The sequence below is a fragment of the Streptomyces sp. V2I9 genome, from assembly GCF_030817475.1.
Taxonomy (GTDB): domain Bacteria; phylum Actinomycetota; class Actinomycetes; order Streptomycetales; family Streptomycetaceae; genus Streptomyces.
In genome coordinates this window covers 5926438-5941709 of the sequence record NZ_JAUSZJ010000002.1, presented here as the reverse complement: position 1 = coordinate 5941709, position 15272 = coordinate 5926438, and the positions used below count along the sequence as shown (strand labels likewise).

Below are 15272 nucleotides of genomic sequence, written 5' to 3'. Positions count from 1 at the left end.
GGAATTTACCTTCCACGCCTTGTCATACTCTGTTCTACGCGCATAGTTTTTGCCCCTACTACTCAGTTGGGGGCACCTCCCGTGCAGATATACAGATCCGGTTCCGTCCTGCTGACCGGAGCCGTCGCCGCCGCGCTCGCGGTGACCGCCCTGCCCGCCGCGCACGCGGCCCCGTCCGCCGCCGCCGTCATCTCCGAGGTGTACGGCGGCGGGGGCAACTCCGGCGCGACGCTCACCCGCGACTTCGTCGAGCTGGCCAACGCCGGTTCGGCGCCCTTCGAGGTGGCCGGCCTCAGCGTCCAGTACCTGCCGGGCAGCCCCTCGGCCGGATCGCAGTGGCAGGTCTCCGAGCTCACCGGGTCGATCGCCCCCGGCGGGCGCTACCTGGTCGCCCAGGCCGCGGGCACCGGCGGCACCGTGGCCCTGCCCACCGCGGACGCCACCGGCACGGTCGCCATGGCGGCGGGCAGCGGCACCGTCGCCCTGGTCTCCGGGACGACCCCGCTCACCTGCAGGACCGCGGCGGACTGCGCGGCCGACACCCGGATCGTGGACCTGGTCGGCTACGGCTCCGCGGTCGTCCGGGAGGGCAGCGGCCCGGTGCCCGGCGCATCGGCCACCGCCTCCGTCGCCCGCGCGGCCTCGCTCGCCGACACCGACGACAACGCCGCCGACCTCGCCGCGGGTGCCCCGACGCCGTTCAACACGAAGGGCGAGACGTCCGGCGGCGGGCAGCCGCCGCAGGAGCCCGGCCCGACCGAGCCCGGCGACGTCCGCGTCCACGACATCCAGGGCACCACCCGCCTCTCCCCGCTCGCCGGCACGGCGGTGACCGGCGTGCCGGGCGTCGTCACCGGCGTACGGACCAGCGGGTCGCGCGGCTTCTGGATCCAGGACACCGCCCCGGACGGCGACCCGCGCACGGGCGAGGGCCTGTTCGTCTACACCGGCTCGGCCGCGCCCGCCGTGAAGGCCGGGGACTCCGTCCTGGTCAGCGGCAAGGTCGCGGAGTACTACCCGGGCACCGGCACCCAGTCGCTCACCCAGATCACCGCCCCCCGCACCACCGTGCTCTCCTCCGGCAACGCGCTGCCGGACGCGATCGTCCTCGACTCCGCCTCGGTGCCCGGCCGCTACGTGCCCTCGGCGGACGGCGGGGCGATCGACGCGCTGCCCCTGGACCCGGCCCGGTACGCCCTTGACCTGTACGAGGCGCTGGAGGGCTCCCGCGTCACGTTCGCCGACACGCGGGTGACCGGCGCGACGACGGCGTACGACGAGATCTGGGTGACGGTCAAGCCCGGCGAGAACCCGACCCGGCGCGGCGGCACGCTCTACGCCTCGTACGAGGACCAGAACACCGGCCGCCTCAAGGTGCTGTCGCTCGACCCGGCCCGGCCGGTCCCGACGGCGAACGTCGGAGACGTGCTGAAGGGCCGCACCACCGGCGTCCTCGACTACGCGAGCTACGGCGGCTACAACGTCCAGGCCACCGAGCTGGGCACGCTCGTCGACAGCGGGCTGCGGCGCGAGGTGACCCGCAAGCAGAAGAAGAACGAGCTGGCGGTCGCCACGTACAACGTGGAGAACCTCGACGCGCGCGACGACCAGACCAAGTTCGACACCCTGGCCGAGGGCGTCGCGGTCAACCTGTCCTCCCCCGACATCGTCTCGCTGGAGGAGATCCAGGACGACAACGGCGCGGTGAACGACGGCACGACCGGCTCCGAGGCGACGCTGAAGCGGTTCACGGACGCGATCGTCGCCCGGGGCGGACCGCGCTACGCCTGGCGCTACATCGCTCCCGAGAACAACAAGGACGGCGGCGAGCCCGGCGGCAACATCCGCAACGTCTTCCTCTACAACCCGGAGCGGGTCTCCTTCACCGACCGCGCGGGCGGCGACGCCACCACGCCGGTGCGGGCCGTCGACAGCTGGAAGGGCGTCAGGCTCTCCGCGTCCCCGGGCCGGATCAACCCGGCGAGCCCGGCGTGGGCGGACAGCCGCAAGCCGCTGGTGGGCGAGTTCGTCTTCCGGGGCAGGCCGGTCTTCGTCATCGGCAACCACTTCGTGTCCAAGGGCGGCGACCAGCCGCTGCACGGCCGCTACCAGGAGCCGACGCGTTCCTCGGAGACGAAGCGGATCCAGCAGGCCGCCGAGGTGAACACCTTCGTCGCCTCGCTGCTGAAGGCCGACAAGTCGGCGCACGTCGTCGCGCTCGGTGACTTCAACGACTTCGAGTTCTCCCCGACGATGAAGGCGCTGACCGAGGACCGGGCGCTGAAGCCGCTGATCACCACGCTGCCCGAGGCCGAGCGGTACAGCTACGTCTTCGACGGCAACTCGCAGACGCTGGACCACATCCTGACGAGCCCCGGCGTCCGCCGCCTCGACTACGACGTGGTGCACATCAACGCCGAGTTCGCCGACCAGGCGAGCGACCACGACCCGCAGGTCGTGCGGATCAAGGTCGGCGGCCCCTGGCCCTGGTCGCGGTAGAGCACCGGCCGGGCGGGACGGACCGGTACGCGGGTCCGCCCCGCCCGGCCCGGCGGCAGGACAGGAGCGGGCCGGGCGGGCTTGCCCCGGTCCCGCCCCGCCCGGCCCGGCTCAGCGCCTTTCCACCCGCGCGCCCGCCTGGCGCGGCAGCACGACCGGCCCGGCCGCCGGTTCCCGCCCGGTGAAGAACTCGGCGACGAGTGAGGCCACTTCCTCGGCCCGCTCCAGGACCACCCAGTGGTCGGACTCCTCGATCGTGAGGAAGCGGCTGCCCTCGATGGTCGCGGCGAACTCCCGCTGCCGGGCGGGCGAAGTCACCGTGTCGTGCTCCCCGGCGAAGACCAGCGCCGGCACTCCGGTGAGTCCGCCGGAGAAGTCGGGCCGGTCGGCCAGCGCCCGGTGGAGGGAGTCCGCCGCGTGCGGCGAGTGGGTGAGCGCGTGCAGGAACGAGCGTCGCACATAGCGTCGGGCCAACTCCCTGCGGTGTACCGGGCGTTCGGCGTCCAGGCACATCAGCGCGTCGGCCGCCGTCGCGGCGAACCCCTCGCGGTCCCCGGCGGCGAGCTGCCGCCGGGCCCGCTCCCAGCAGGCGACCTGGGCCGCGTCGATGTGGACCGGTACGCCCCCGAGCGCCAGGCGCGCGACCCGCTCGGGGTGGCGGCGGGCGAATCCGAACGCGATGGCGGTGCCGTAGGAGAAGCCGAACACGTTGAGCCGGGGGGCGCCGAGGTCGTCCGCGATGGCGAGGACGGCGCGGCGCAGCAGGTCGGCGCTGGGCCCGGCCGGCAGGGGGTCGGCGCTGCCCATGCCGGGCAGGTCGGCGGTGACCACGTCGGCGGAGGGGCCCAGGTGGTCGTCCATCTGGGGCCAGCCGAACATGCCCTGGAGCGCGCCGCCGAGAATGAGCGTCGGCTCGGTGGCGGGGACGCCGCGGGGCCCGGAGTGCGGCAGGACGCGGTAGCTGAAGCGCACCCCGTCGGCCGACAGGGGTCGGATGATCTCCTCGGGCATGGGTAGGCCGCGTTCCCTTCTGTTCCGTCAGGCCCTGGTGAGGACGAGCGCCGCGTTGTGGCCGCCGAAGCCGAGCGAGGTCTTGACGGCGCAGTCGAAGGCGGCCGTCCTGGCCTCCTTGGCGACCACGTCGATCGGGATCGCCGGGTCGGGGGCGTCCAGGTTGACGGTCGGCGGGACCAGTTGGCGCTGGAGGGCGAGCACGGTGAGCGCGGTCTCGATGCCGCCGGCCGCGCCGAGCGTGTGGCCGGTCATCGCCTTGGTGGACGTCACCAGGGGGCTCTCACCGAGGACCCGGCGCAGCATGGTCGCCTCGATCAGGTCGTTGGAGAGCGTCGAGGTCCCGTGCGCGTTGACGTGCCCGACGTCGGACGGGGAGAGGCCGGCGTCCGCGAGCGCGGTGCGCAGGGCCCGCTCGATGCCGAGGCCGTCCGGATCGGGGGCGACGGCGGAGAGCGCGTCGCTGGTGGCTCCGTATCCGCCGACGTGGGCGCGGACGGTGGCGCCGCGGGCGCGGGCGTGGTCCGGGTGTTCCAGGACGAGGAGCCCGGCCCCTTCCCCGACGACGAAGCCGTCGCGGTGGGTGTCGAAGGGCCGGCAGGCGGCGGCGGGGTCCTCGCGGCGGGTGGAGACGGCCTTGAGGCTGCACGCGCTGGCGATCAGGAGCCGGGTGCAGGTGGACTCCGCGCCGCCCGCGATGACGATGTCGCAGGCCCCGGAGCGGAGCAACTGGTGGGCGGTGCCGATCGCGACGGTGCCGGAGGAGCAGGCGGTGGAGACGGCCTGGCTGGGTCCGTGGACGCCGAGGTCGAGACTGACGCTGCTGGCCGCGCCGTTGACGACGCTGAGCGGGGCGAGTTTGGGGGAGACCCGGCGGGGGCCGCGTGCGGCGAGGGCGGCCTGCTGCTCGTCGTAGAAGGGGAGCCCGCCGTGGGCGGAGCCGATGACGACGCCGACCCGGCCGCTGTCCCAGACGGACGGGTCGAGACCGGCGTCCGCGACGGCCTCACGGGCGGCGATGACGGCGAGCTGGGCGAAGCGGTCCATCAGCCGCTGGGCGGCCACTCCGAGGATCGCTCCCGGATCGCAGTCGGTGACGGAGTAGAAGAAGTCGCAGGGCAGGCCGTCCAGTTCGGGCCGGGGCCCGGCGGAGGGCACGAGGCGCTCGGTGACACCGTGCCAGGCGGCGTCCGTTCCCGTGCCGGCCGCGGTGACCAGGCCGACGCCGGTGACGGCGGCGGCGTACGGGGCGAGCGGGGGTCGGCGGTAGGGCCCGGCGGCCGCGCTCACGCGGAGACCTTCGCGTGGACGACCTCGACGAGGCGGCCGACGGTGTCGCGCGAGGTCAGCGCGGTGTCCTCCAGGTCCACGTCCAGCCGGTCCTCGATGTGCAGCCGCAGCTCCTCCAGCGCGAGGGAGTCCAGGCGCAGCCGGTGCAGCGGTACGTCGGGGCGGATGGCGTCGGGATCGGTACCGAACTTCGTCACCAGCAGCGTGCGGATCTCTGCCGACGTACCGGTCTCCACGGACGTGCCGGTCTCGGACTCGCTCATCGCTTCCGACGTGCCGATCTCTTCCGAGGTGCTCATGCGGCTCTCCTGGGCTCGGTGACGCGGTGACGCCTGCCGCGTGGTGAGGGGAGGTGAGGGAGGGGCCATCGGGGGACGCCGGCTGCTCCGGAGGGACCCTTTATACGCCTTCGCGGGCGCGTTCCCGGCCCCCGTTCCCCCGTGCGAAGGGAGTTCTGCGCAGGTGTACGAATACGGGGTGACGGGCGGGTGCCAGGATGGAGGCGCAGCCGTACCGGACGGCAGGACCGAAGGAGACGCCCATGACAGCCGAGCAGGACGGCACCGCCGAGGCCGCCCCGAGCCCCTCCGCATGGGTCGCCCGCCAGGCCGAGCTCTACGAGTCCTCCGGCGGCACGGAGGGCACCACCCAGCTCGGCGTCCCCTGCCTGCTGATGGATTACGTGGGGCGGCGCAGCGGCACGGTACGGCGCACGGTGCTGATGTACGGGCGGGACGGCGAGGACCACCTGATCGTGGCGTCCAACGGGGGCTCGGACCGGCCGCCGCTGTGGTACCTGAACCTCCAGGCCCACCCGGAGGTCGAACTGCGCGTGAACACCGAGCGGTTCGGGGCCGTCGCGGCGACGCTCCCGGCCGGGGAGAAGGCACGGGTCTGGCCGGGGCTGGTGGAGCTGTTCCCGCGCTACGGGGAGTACCAGGCGGGCACCGAGCGGGACATCCCGGTCGTCCGGCTGACGCGGCGCTGAGACGGAGGCCGCCGGGGCGGCGGCGGACCCGAGCGGTGGTGAAGCTGGGGCGGCGGCTCGGGGGCGGCCCACTGCCGCATATGCCTCGGACAAGTCCGCCGACAGCCCTTCTGGCGCACCGCTCCGCGCCGTAAACTCCGCGATCATGACCATGGAAACGGTTCGTCCCGACCCGTCCGCCCTCGGCGGACCCGCCCTCTTCGACACCATGTCCACGATGCGCGCCATGCGCCGCCTCAAGCCGGACCCGGTGCCGGACGAGACGGTCGAGCAGCTGGTACAGGCAGCCGTCTGGGGGCCCAGCGGCGGCAACATGCAGTGTTACGAGTACGTGGTGGTGACCGATCGCCAGGTGATGGCGCGGCTCGCCCCGCTCTGGAAGCGGTGCGTCGACGCGTATCTGGCGACGACCGGGAAGTACGCCCCCGTGGGCATGGACGAAGCGGCGTACGGGCGGATGGTCGCGGCGATCGAGCACCAGCGCGACCACTTCGCCGACACCCCGGTGCTGATCATCCCGTGCTACCGGTTCCCGGCACCGCGCCTGGACGAGGAGGGCCTCGCCGCGTCGGCGCGGGCCCTCGGCCCCGAGGGAACGCAGCACATGATGGAGACGCAGACGCGCTTCCAGGCGCTGGCGGAGGGCTCGTGCGTCTATCCGGGCGTGCAGAACCTGCTGCTCGCGGCCCGCGGGCTCGGGCTCGCGGCGAACATCACCATCTGGCACCTGATGCTGGAGCAGGAGTGGAAGCGGGAGCTGGGCATTCCGGAGGACATGGGCACCTTCGCGGCCGTCCCCGTGGGGTGGCCCGGTGGCAACTTCGGCCCCGTCCGGCGACGCCCGGTGGCGGACGTCATCCACCGCGACCGCTGGTAGCGCCCGGCCGCGCGTCAACCGCGGCCGCCTCCCCTGTCGGGTGACGCTCGACGTCACCCGACAGACGCACCGCTTCCGTCAACTCCCCATGTTTTGCAGGATGTTGCCACTCCCAACACCCCAGTCACTCATTGTCATGCCCTGCTCATCTCGATAGCCTGACCGTGTTCGGCGTCCCTCCGGTCCCACCTCGGACCCGAGGGTCTTCTCTTCGCCGCACCTCCCCCCCACCCCCTCCACCGAGCAGGAGCCCTCATGCCCCAACGCATCGTCGCCCGGAGCCGGGCCCGCGCCTGCGCCGTGGCGGCCCTCACCGCCGCCGCCCTCCTCGCAACCGGGCACCCGGCGGCCGCCGCCCCGCACGCGGACGGGGCCGACCCGCTGAACCGCGCCTTCGCGGAGGCGGCCCGCGAGTACGGCGTACCGCGCGACCTGCTGGCCGCCGTAGGCTACGGCGAGTCCCGTCTCGACGGACACGCGGGCACGCCCAGCCAGGCCAACGGCTACGGCGTGATGCACCTGGCGAGCAACCCGGCCAACCACTCCCTGGAGAAGGCCGCCGAACTGACCGGCGAGAGCACGGCGAAGCTGCGCCGGGACACCGCGGCCAACATCCTCGGCGGGGCGGCCGTCCTGCGCGACCACGCCGACGCGCTGGGCCTGGACGCCGCCGAGCGCCGGGACGTGGACGACTGGTACCCGGCGGTGGCCCGCTACAGCGCCGCCGAGGGAACGGCCGCCGTCCTCTACGCGGACGCGGTGTACACGTTCCTCGCCCAGGGCGTCTCCGTGACGGTGTCCGGCGGCGAGGAGGTGCTCGTGCCGTCCCGTCCGGTCGATCCGGACAAGGGCGAGTCGGCGGCGTCCGGCGCGCACGCCCTCAGCACGGACTACCCCTCGGCGCTCTGGGTGCCCGCGTACTCCGGGAACTACGTCGTCGGGCGCAAGGCCGCCGTCGACAAGGTGGTCATCCACACCACCCAGGGGTCGTACGCCGGTTCCATCAGCTGGTACCAGAACCCGGCCTCGCAGGTCAGCGCGCACTACACGATCCGTTCGTCGGACGGCGAGGTGACCCAGTCCGTCCGGGAGAAGGACACCGCCTGGCACGCCGGCTCCACCAACTCCTCCTCGGTCGGCATCGAGCACGAGGGCTACGTCGACAACCCGGCCTGGTACACGGAGGCGATGTACCGCTCCTCCGCCGCCCTGACCAAGCACCTCGCGGCGCGCTACAACATCCCGAAGAACCGGTCGCACATCATCGGGCACAGCGAGGCCCCCGGCGCCACCCACACGGACCCCGGCCCCAACTGGGACTGGAACCACTACATGCAGCTGATCGACGGCGACCCGGCCCCCGGCGGCGACGGCCTGACCTTCTCCGCGTACACGACGCAGAAGTCCGGCTCCACCGGCCCGCAGGTCAAGGCGGTGCAGACGCTGCTCAACGCGCAGGGGTACGAGGCGGGCGCGGTGGACGGCAGCTTCGGGCCCACCACCACGAGCGCGGTGCAGGCGTTCCAGCGGGCCCGTTCGCTGGTGGCCGACGGCACGGTCGGCCCGAAGACCTGGACGGCCCTGCTGTCCGCCGGGACGACCCCGGCCCTGGTGAAGGGAGCGTCGGGCGACGCGGTGAAGCGGCTCCAGCGGGCGCTGACGGCGGCGCTCGGCACCACGGTGAACGCGGACGGCAGCTTCGGGCCGGCCACGGAGACGGCGGTGCGCAGCTACCAGACCAGCCGCAAGCTCACCATCGACGGCAAGGTGGGCCCGGCCACCTGGGGGGCGTTGCAGAGCGGGCAGTGAGCACGGGCCCGGACGGCCCCGCAGCGCTGCGGGGCCGTCCGGGCCGCCGGCGACGCGCCGGGGCCGCCCGGCGCGTCACTCCCCCGCGCCGGCCGGGTACCCGATCTCCTCGATGTCCCCGGCCAGTTCGGCGGGGACCCGTTCCGGGTTGAGCGCGGCGACCACCTCGGCGGTGAGCGGTCGCAGCGCGTAGACGTGCCGCACGGCTTCGAGGTCGAGGGAGGTCTCGAAGTGGTCCTCGGCCCACTCCTGGTACGACTCGGGGGTTCCCGTGACGAGGAGCTGGAAGAGCCAGTGCGCGCCGTCGGAGTCCTCCCCCTCCTCCGGGAACTCGACGGGCCCCGCCCGCCAGCGGTCGTCGCCGCTCTCGCGCCAGAGGCAGGCGGTGACGACGGGCACGCCGGACTCGTCGCAGAACGACGGCTCGTCCGCGTACCGGCGGAACACGGCGGGCACCTCGTCGAGCACGCCGGGCCAGGGGGCGTCGTCCCCGTACGGGCTCATCGGGGACTCGTGGTCGAAGCCGCGCGCGTAGGCCCCGGCGGCGGAGAAGACCACGGAGTATTCCCCGCCCGAGCCGTCCCGCATCGACGCCAGCGCCTCGGTCGGCGACCACCGCGCGTCGAACCCGTGCCAGCGGTCGGCCCACTCCGCGCACAGGATCGCGTCGAGCATCGCCAGGGAGCGGCAGCGGTCGGAGAGGGTGGATATGTCCGGCAGCCTGCGGGCCACGTCGTGAACGCTCATACGCTCATCCAACCGCACCGCCGGGCATGCCCCGCACCTGGTCCCGTGCCCCGGCGGGGGCGGATCAGGCCACGGACGTGAGGAGTTGCCCGCCGCCGTCGTGGTGGATGGGGGTGTGGGCCCCGGTGAGCGGCACGCCGCTGCCGCCGCGCCGGACCGCGACGATCTCGGCGGCGATGGACAGGGCCGTCTCCTCGGGCGTACGGGCGCCGAGGTCGAGGCCGATCGGGGAGTGCAGCCGGGCCAGTTCGCGGTCCGTGAGGCCGACCTCACGCAGCCGGTCCTCCCGCTCCCGGTGGGTACGGCGCGAGCCCATCGCTCCGACGTAGGCGACCGGGAGGCGCAGGGCGGCCTCCAGGAGGGGTACGTCGAACTTGGCGTCGTGGGTGAGGACGCAGAGCACCGTGCGGGAGTCGGTCTCGGTCCCGGCGAGGTAGCGGTGGGGCCAGTCGACGACGACCTCGTCGGCCTCGGGGAAGCGGGCCGCGGTGGCGAAGACCGGGCGGGCGTCGCAGACGGTGACCCGGTAGCCGAGGAACTTCCCGGCCCGGACGAGGGCGGACGCGAAGTCGATGGCGCCGAAGACGATCATGCGGGGCGGCGGCACGCTGGACTCGACCAGCAGCTCGACCGGCCGGCCGCAGCGGGAGCCCTCCGCGCCGATGGCGAGCGGTCCGGTGCGCCCGGCGTCGAGCAGGGCGCGGGTCTCGGCGGCGGCGGTGCGGTCGAGCGCCGGGTGGCCGCCGAGCCCGCCCTCGTGGCTCCCGTCGGGGCGGACCAGGAGCGGCAGGCCGAGCAGTTCCTCCGGTCCGTCCGTGACCCGGGCCAGGGCGGCCGCCGTCCCCTCGGCGGCGGCCGCGAGCGCGGCGGCGAACACCGGGCGGGCGGGATCGTCCGCCCGCAGCGGTGTCACCAGGATGTCGATGACGCCGCCGCAGGTCAGGCCGACCGCGAAGGCGTCCTCGTCGCTGTAGCCGAACCGTTCGCGGACGGATCGCCCGTCGTCGAGCGCCTGCCGGCACAGCTCGTACACCGCCCCCTCCACGCAGCCGCCGGAGACCGATCCGACGGCCGTGCCGTCACTGTCGACGGCGAGCGCGGCGCCGGGCTGCCGGGGCGCGCTGCCGCCGACCGCCACCACGGTGGCGACGGCGAACTCGCGTCCCTGCGAGACCCACCGGTGCAGCTCTTCGGCGATGTCCAGCATGGCGTGTCTCCTCGGAAGGTGAAGGGGGCGGGGCGGGTGCGTCAGTGGACGCCCAGCCAGCTCTCGATCGGGTTGAGGGCGAAGAAGACGATGAAGATCACCGTCAGTCCCCACATGAAGGCCCCGACCTCGCGGGCCCGGCCCTGGGCGAGTTTGATGGCGCTGTACGCGATGACCCCCGCGGCGACACCGGTGGTGATGGTGTACGTGAAGGGCATCAGGACCACGGTCAGGAAGACCGGGATGGCGACCGACCGGTCACCCCAGTCCACGTGCCGGGCGTTCTGCATCATCATCGCGCCGATGACGACGAGGGCGGCGGAGGCCACCTCGGTCGGGACGATCGCGGTGAGCGGGGTGAAGAAGAGGCAGGCGGCGAAGAAGAGGCCGGTGACGGCGGAGGCCAGCCCGGTCCGGGCCCCTTCGCCGACGCCGGTGGCCGATTCGACGAAGACGGTCTGGCCGGAGCCGGAGGCGACGCCGCCGATGACGCCGCCGGCGCCGTCGATGAACAGCGCCTTGGAGAGGCCCGGCATGCGGCCCTTGTCGTCGGCGAGCTTCGCCTCGGTGCCGACGCCGATGATGGTGGCCATCGCGTCGAAGAAGCCGGCCAGCACCAGGGTGAAGACGATCATGCCGACGGTCATCACGCCGACGTCGCCCCAGCCGCCGAACTCGACGTTCCCGAAGAGCGAGAAGTCGGGGGCGGAGACCGCTCCGCCGGAGAGCTCCGGCGGCCCGCTGCTCCACGCCTTGGGGTCGATGTCCACGATCGCGTTGATCACGATCGCCACCGCGGTGCCGGCGACGATGCCGATCAGGATCGCGCCGGGGATGTCGCGCGCCTGGAGCATGAAGATGAGCAGCAGGGTGACGCAGAAGATGAGGACGGGCCAGCCGGCGAGTTCCCCGGCGGGGCCGAGGGAGACCGGGGTGGCCTTGCCCTGGTGGACGAAGCCGGCCTTGTAGAGGCCGATGAGGGCGATGAAGAGGCCGATGCCCATGGTGATGCCGTGCTTGAGCGCGAGCGGGATCGCGTTCATGATCAGCTCGCGCAGGCCGGTGACGACCAGGAGGCAGATCACCACCCCGTAGATGACGCACATGCCCATGGCCTGCGGCCAGGTCATGGTGGGCGCGACCTGCGAGGCGAGCACGCCGGAGACGCTGAGGCCGGCGGCGAGCGCGAGGGGCACCTTGCCGACGAAGCCCATGAGCAGGGTCGTGGCGGCGGCGGCGAAGGCGGTCGCGGTGATCAGGCCGGGCTGGCTGAGGAGGTTCCCGTCGACGTCCTTCCCGCCCAGGATCAGCGGGTTGAGCAGGAGGATGTACGCCATGGCCATGAAGGTCGTGACGCCGCCGCGCAGTTCGCGCGCGACGGTCGATCCCCGTTCGGATATGTGGAAGTACCGGTCGAGCCATGATCTTCCGCCGGGGACGCGCGAGCCGGGGCCCGCGTCCTCCGGAACGGTCTTCGGTTCCACTGACTGCTGGGTCATGATGCCTGACTCCCAAGGTTCACAGGGGCACCCGCCTGGAGATTCCTGAATGCGGGATTTGGGATGACTGCGTCGGCCGCACGACCCGGGGACGGCCGGGACGGAGTGGTGAGGCAGGACGGATGTGCCGGAGGCACGGATGATCCGTGAGGCGTGCCGTGCCCGGTGGCACGGCGGTGAGGAACCGCGAGCGGTGCGGTACCCGGTGGCTCCGGGCGGTGCGGGGGGCGCAGAGGTGTGACGTTCTCGGCGTCGCGCACCGCCCGGAGGGTTCGGGGGCGCTCGGAGCACGCCGGGCGGCCCCCGGTGGGAGGCCGCCCGGCGTGCTCTCAGGTGCCGGTGAGGTGTTCGGGCCGCACCGGTGTCCTGTCGAGCTGGAGGCCCGTCGCGTTCCGGATCGCCGCGAGGACGGCCGGGGTGGACGACAGGGTGGGGGCCTCGCCGACGCCGCGCAGCCCGTACGGGGCGTGCTCGTCGGCGAGTTCGAGCACGTCGACCGGGATCGTCGGCGTGTCGAGGATGGTGGGGAGCAGGTAGTCCGTGAAGGACGGGTTGCGCACCTTCGCGGTCTTCGGGTCGACGATGATCTCCTCCATCACCGCGACGCCCATGCCCTGGAGGGTGCCGCCCTGGATCTGGCCGAGGACGGAGAGCGGGTTGAGCGCCTTGCCGACGTCCTGGGCGCAGGCCAGTTCGATGACCTTGACCAGGCCCAGTTCGGTGTCGACCTCGACCACGGCGCGGTGGGCGGCGAAGGAGTACTGGACGTGGCCGTTGCCCTGTCCGGTACGCAGGTCGAAGGCTTCGGTGGGCCGGTGGCGCCACTCCAGCTCGATGTCGATCGCCTCGTCCTCCAGCACGTCGGCGAGATCGGCCAGCACCTCGCCTCCGTCGGTGACGACCTTGCCGCCCTCCAGGAGGAGTTCGGCGGTGGCCCAGGCCGGGTGGTAGGTGCCGAACTTGGTGCGGCCGAGCTCCAGGACCTTCTCCCGTACGGCTTCGCAGGAGTTCTTGATCGCGCCGCCGGTGACGTACGTCTGCCGGGAGGCGGAGGTGGAGCCTGCGGAGCCGACGCGGGTGTCGGCGGGGTGGATGGTGACCTGGTTGACGCCGAGTTCGGTGCGGGCGATCTGGGCGTGGACGGTGACGCCGCCCTGGCCGACCTCGGCCATCGCGGTGTGCACGGTGGCGACCGGTTCGCCGTTGATGACCTCCATCCGGACGCGGGCGGTGGAGTAGTCGTCGAAGCCTTCGGAGAAGCCGACGTTCTTCAGGCCGACCGCGTAGCCGACGCCGCGCACGACGCCCTCGCCGTGGGTGGTGTTGGAGAGTCCGCCGGGCAGCGCCCGGATGTCGACGGAGGCGCCGTCGCTGCCCGCCGTCAGCCACTCCTGCTCGGGCGGCATCGGCCGGGCCTTGACCCGGCGCAGCAGTTCGGCGACCGGGGCCGGCGAGTCGCAGGGCTGGCCGGTCGGCAGCAGCGTGCCCTGTTCCATGGCGTTGAGCTGCCGGAACTCGACCGGGTCCAGGCCGAGCTTCGCGGCGAGCTTGTCCATCTGCGCCTCGTAGGCGAAGCACGCCTGGACCGCGCCGAAGCCGCGCATCGCACCGCAGGGCGGGTTGTTGGTGTAGAGGGCGATGGCCTCGATGTCGACGTCCTCGACCTTGTACGGGCCGACCGAGAGCGAGGAGGCGTTGCCGACGACGGCCGGGGAGGCGGAGGCGTAGGCCCCGCCGTCCAGGACGATGCGGCACTTCATGTGCGTGAGCTTGCCGTCCTTGGTGGCGCCGTGCTCGTAGTGGAGCTTCGCCGGGTGCCGGTGGACGTGTCCGAAGAAGGACTCGAACCGGTTGTAGACGATCTTGACGGGCTTGCCGGTGCGGAGCGCCAGCAGGCAGGCGTGGATCTGCATCGAGATGTCCTCGCGTCCGCCGAAGGCCCCGCCGACGCCGGAGAGCGTCATGCGGACCTTGTCCTCGGGCAGACCGAGGACGGGGGCGATCTGCTTGAGGTCGGAGTGCAGCCACTGGGTGGCGACGTACAGCTCGACGCCACCGTCCTCGGAGGGCACGGCGAGGCCGGACTCGGGTCCGAGGAACGCCTGGTCCTGCATGCCGAAGGTGTACTCGCCGGTGACGATGACGTCGGCGCGCTTCGCGGCCGCGTCGGCGTCGCCCCGGACGATCGGCTGGCGGTGCACGATGTTGGGGTGCGGGACGTGGCCGATGTGGTGGTCGTCGCGGTCCTCGTGCACGAGGACCGCGTCGGGCGCGGTCGCCGACGCCTCGTCGGTGATGACGGGCAGCTCGCGGTACTCGATCCTGATCTTGGCGGCGGCGCGGCGGGCCGTCTCCGGGTGGTCGGCGGCCACGAGGGCGACCGGCTCGCCGTGGTGGCGGACCTTGCCGTGGGCGAGCACGGGGGTGTCCTGGATCTCCAGGCCGTAGTTCTTCATCTCGGCCGGGAGGTCGTCGTAGGTCAGTACCGCGTGGACCCCGGAGGTGGCGAGCGCCTCGGAGGTGTCGATGGAGACGATCTCCGCGTGCGCGACGGTGGAGCGCAGCGTCTGGCCCCACAGCATGTCCTCGTGCCACATGTCGGAGGAGTAGGCGAACTCCCCGGTGACCTTGAGGGTGCCGTCGGGGCGGAGGGTGGACTCGCCGATGCCGCCCTTGGTGGGCGCACCCTGGGTGATCTTGGTGGGTGTTCCGGCCGGTACGTTCCGGACCCGGGGCGTCGTCGTCATGACCGGGCCTCCTCTCCCTGGCGGGCGGCGGCGAGACGGACCGCGTCGAGGATCTTCTCGTAGCCGGTGCAGCGGCACAGGTTGCCGGAGAGCGCCTCGCGGATGTCCTGGTCGGACGGGGAGGGGGTGTTCTCCAGCAGTTCGTCGGCGGCGACCAGCAGGCCGGGGGTGCAGAAGCCGCACTGGACGGCTCCGGCGTCGATGAACGCCTGCTGGATCGGGGCCAGTTCGACGGCCTCGCCGGTCCGGCCGTCGGTGGGCCGGGCCTGCCACCGCCGGGCGGCGTCCAGGGAGGTGCCGCACGCGCCGGAGGCGCAGCCGCCGCCGGGGTGGGCGTCCTCGCGGTGCTTGGCGTAGTCGGCCAGACCCTCGACGGTGACGACCTCGCGGCCCTCGACCTGTCCGGCGGCGACCAGGCACGCGCAGACCGGGACGCCGTCGAGGCGGACCGTGCAGGAACCGCATTCGCCCTGTTCGCAGGCGTTCTTGGAGCCGGGCAGCCCCATGCGCTCACGCAGGACGTACAGGAGGGACTCGCCCTCCCAGACGTCGTCGGCTTCCTGCCGGCGGCCGTTGACCGTGAAATTGACTCGCATGA

General features: G+C 72.9%; 12 protein-coding genes. 4 read left to right on the top strand and 8 right to left on the bottom strand.

What is annotated here, in order from left to right; all coding sequences use genetic code 11:
* Positions 1 to 81 precede the first annotated feature (81 nt).
* A complete protein-coding gene (locus tag QFZ71_RS25885) occupies positions 82 to 2499 on the top strand; it encodes an endonuclease/exonuclease/phosphatase family protein (RefSeq protein WP_307670557.1) in 2418 nt (805 codons plus the stop codon).
* Positions 2500 to 2610: 111 nt separating this feature from the next.
* On the opposite strand, the gene QFZ71_RS25880 is transcribed toward QFZ71_RS25885, so the two are convergent.
* The 3 genes from QFZ71_RS25880 to QFZ71_RS25870 are packed head-to-tail and all read right to left on the bottom strand — an operon-like array spanning position 2611 to position 5063.
* A complete protein-coding gene (locus QFZ71_RS25880; RefSeq protein WP_307670556.1) occupies positions 2611 to 3510 on the bottom strand; it encodes an alpha/beta fold hydrolase in 900 nt (299 codons plus the stop codon).
* Between the two features lie 27 nt (positions 3511 to 3537).
* Positions 3538 to 4800: a beta-ketoacyl synthase gene (locus tag QFZ71_RS25875; RefSeq protein WP_307670555.1), complete on the bottom strand. Its 1263-nt coding sequence runs from the start codon at positions 4798 to 4800 to the stop codon at positions 3538 to 3540.
* Positions 4797 to 5063, bottom strand: a complete 267-nt coding sequence (locus tag QFZ71_RS25870) for an acyl carrier protein (protein ID WP_307671587.1) — start codon at positions 5061 to 5063, stop codon at positions 4797 to 4799. The genes QFZ71_RS25875 and QFZ71_RS25870 overlap by 4 nt, the downstream gene beginning before the upstream one ends.
* Before the next feature lie 278 nt (positions 5064 to 5341).
* On the opposite strand from QFZ71_RS25870, the gene QFZ71_RS25865 reads away from it, so the two are divergent.
* The 3 genes from QFZ71_RS25865 (at position 5342) to QFZ71_RS25855 (ending at position 8474) form a co-directional block, all read left to right on the top strand.
* Entirely contained in the window at positions 5342 to 5788 is a 447-nt protein-coding gene (locus QFZ71_RS25865) for a nitroreductase family deazaflavin-dependent oxidoreductase (RefSeq protein ID WP_307670554.1), read from the top strand.
* A gap of 145 nt (positions 5789 to 5933) precedes the next feature.
* Complete coding sequence (locus QFZ71_RS25860; RefSeq protein WP_307670553.1) at positions 5934 to 6665, top strand: nitroreductase family protein; 732 nt, start codon at positions 5934 to 5936, stop codon at positions 6663 to 6665.
* Between the two features lie 255 nt (positions 6666 to 6920).
* Entirely contained in the window at positions 6921 to 8474 is a 1554-nt protein-coding gene (locus tag QFZ71_RS25855) for a peptidoglycan-binding protein (protein WP_307670552.1), read from the top strand.
* A 75-nt stretch (positions 8475 to 8549) separates the two neighbouring features.
* Here the strand turns inward: QFZ71_RS25855 and QFZ71_RS25850 are convergent, their stop codons facing one another.
* The 5 genes from QFZ71_RS25850 to QFZ71_RS25830 form a co-directional block, all read right to left on the bottom strand.
* Positions 8550 to 9221: a hypothetical protein gene (locus tag QFZ71_RS25850; protein ID WP_307670551.1), complete on the bottom strand. Its 672-nt coding sequence runs from the start codon at positions 9219 to 9221 to the stop codon at positions 8550 to 8552.
* Positions 9222 to 9285: 64 nt separating this feature from the next.
* Positions 9286 to 10428 carry an XdhC family protein gene (locus QFZ71_RS25845; protein WP_307670550.1) on the bottom strand — a complete coding sequence of 381 codons (1143 nt, stop codon included), beginning with the start codon at positions 10426 to 10428 and terminating at the stop codon, positions 9286 to 9288.
* A gap of 41 nt (positions 10429 to 10469) precedes the next feature.
* Positions 10470 to 11927 carry an NCS2 family permease gene (locus QFZ71_RS25840; RefSeq protein WP_307670549.1) on the bottom strand — a complete coding sequence of 486 codons (1458 nt, stop codon included), beginning with the start codon at positions 11925 to 11927 and terminating at the stop codon, positions 10470 to 10472.
* A 329-nt stretch (positions 11928 to 12256) separates the two neighbouring features.
* Positions 12257 to 14674 (bottom strand): xanthine dehydrogenase family protein molybdopterin-binding subunit, encoded by a 2418-nt coding sequence (locus QFZ71_RS25835; RefSeq protein ID WP_307670548.1) that lies wholly within the window; start codon positions 14672 to 14674, stop codon positions 12257 to 12259.
* The gene (locus tag QFZ71_RS25830; RefSeq protein WP_307670547.1) at positions 14671 to 15270 is read right to left on the bottom strand and encodes a (2Fe-2S)-binding protein; all 600 of its coding nucleotides are present in this window, start codon (positions 15268 to 15270) and stop codon (positions 14671 to 14673) included. Before QFZ71_RS25830 ends, QFZ71_RS25835 begins: the two co-directional genes overlap by 4 nt.
* Positions 15271 to 15272 lie beyond the last annotated feature (2 nt).

Bases quoted from the DNA above. Each gene is read 5' to 3' on its own strand.
- QFZ71_RS25880 (WP_307670556.1), bottom strand. From the start codon at position 3,510: ATGCCCGAGGAGATCATCCGACCCCTGTCGGCCGACGGGGTGCGCTTC.
- QFZ71_RS25870 (WP_307671587.1), bottom strand. From the start codon at position 5,063: ATGAGCGAGTCCGAGACCGGCACGTCCGTGGAGACCGGTACGTCGGCA.
- QFZ71_RS25865 (WP_307670554.1), top strand. From the start codon at position 5,342: ATGACAGCCGAGCAGGACGGCACCGCCGAGGCCGCCCCGAGCCCCTCC.
- QFZ71_RS25860 (WP_307670553.1), top strand. From the start codon at position 5,934: ATGACCATGGAAACGGTTCGTCCCGACCCGTCCGCCCTCGGCGGACCC.
- QFZ71_RS25855 (WP_307670552.1), top strand. From the start codon at position 6,921: ATGCCCCAACGCATCGTCGCCCGGAGCCGGGCCCGCGCCTGCGCCGTG.
- QFZ71_RS25850 (WP_307670551.1), bottom strand. From the start codon at position 9,221: ATGAGCGTTCACGACGTGGCCCGCAGGCTGCCGGACATATCCACCCTC.
- QFZ71_RS25845 (WP_307670550.1), bottom strand. From the start codon at position 10,428: ATGCTGGACATCGCCGAAGAGCTGCACCGGTGGGTCTCGCAGGGACGC.
- QFZ71_RS25840 (WP_307670549.1), bottom strand. From the start codon at position 11,927: ATGACCCAGCAGTCAGTGGAACCGAAGACCGTTCCGGAGGACGCGGGC.
- QFZ71_RS25835 (WP_307670548.1), bottom strand. From the start codon at position 14,674: ATGACGACGACGCCCCGGGTCCGGAACGTACCGGCCGGAACACCCACC.
- QFZ71_RS25830 (WP_307670547.1), bottom strand. From the start codon at position 15,270: ATGCGAGTCAATTTCACGGTCAACGGCCGCCGGCAGGAAGCCGACGAC.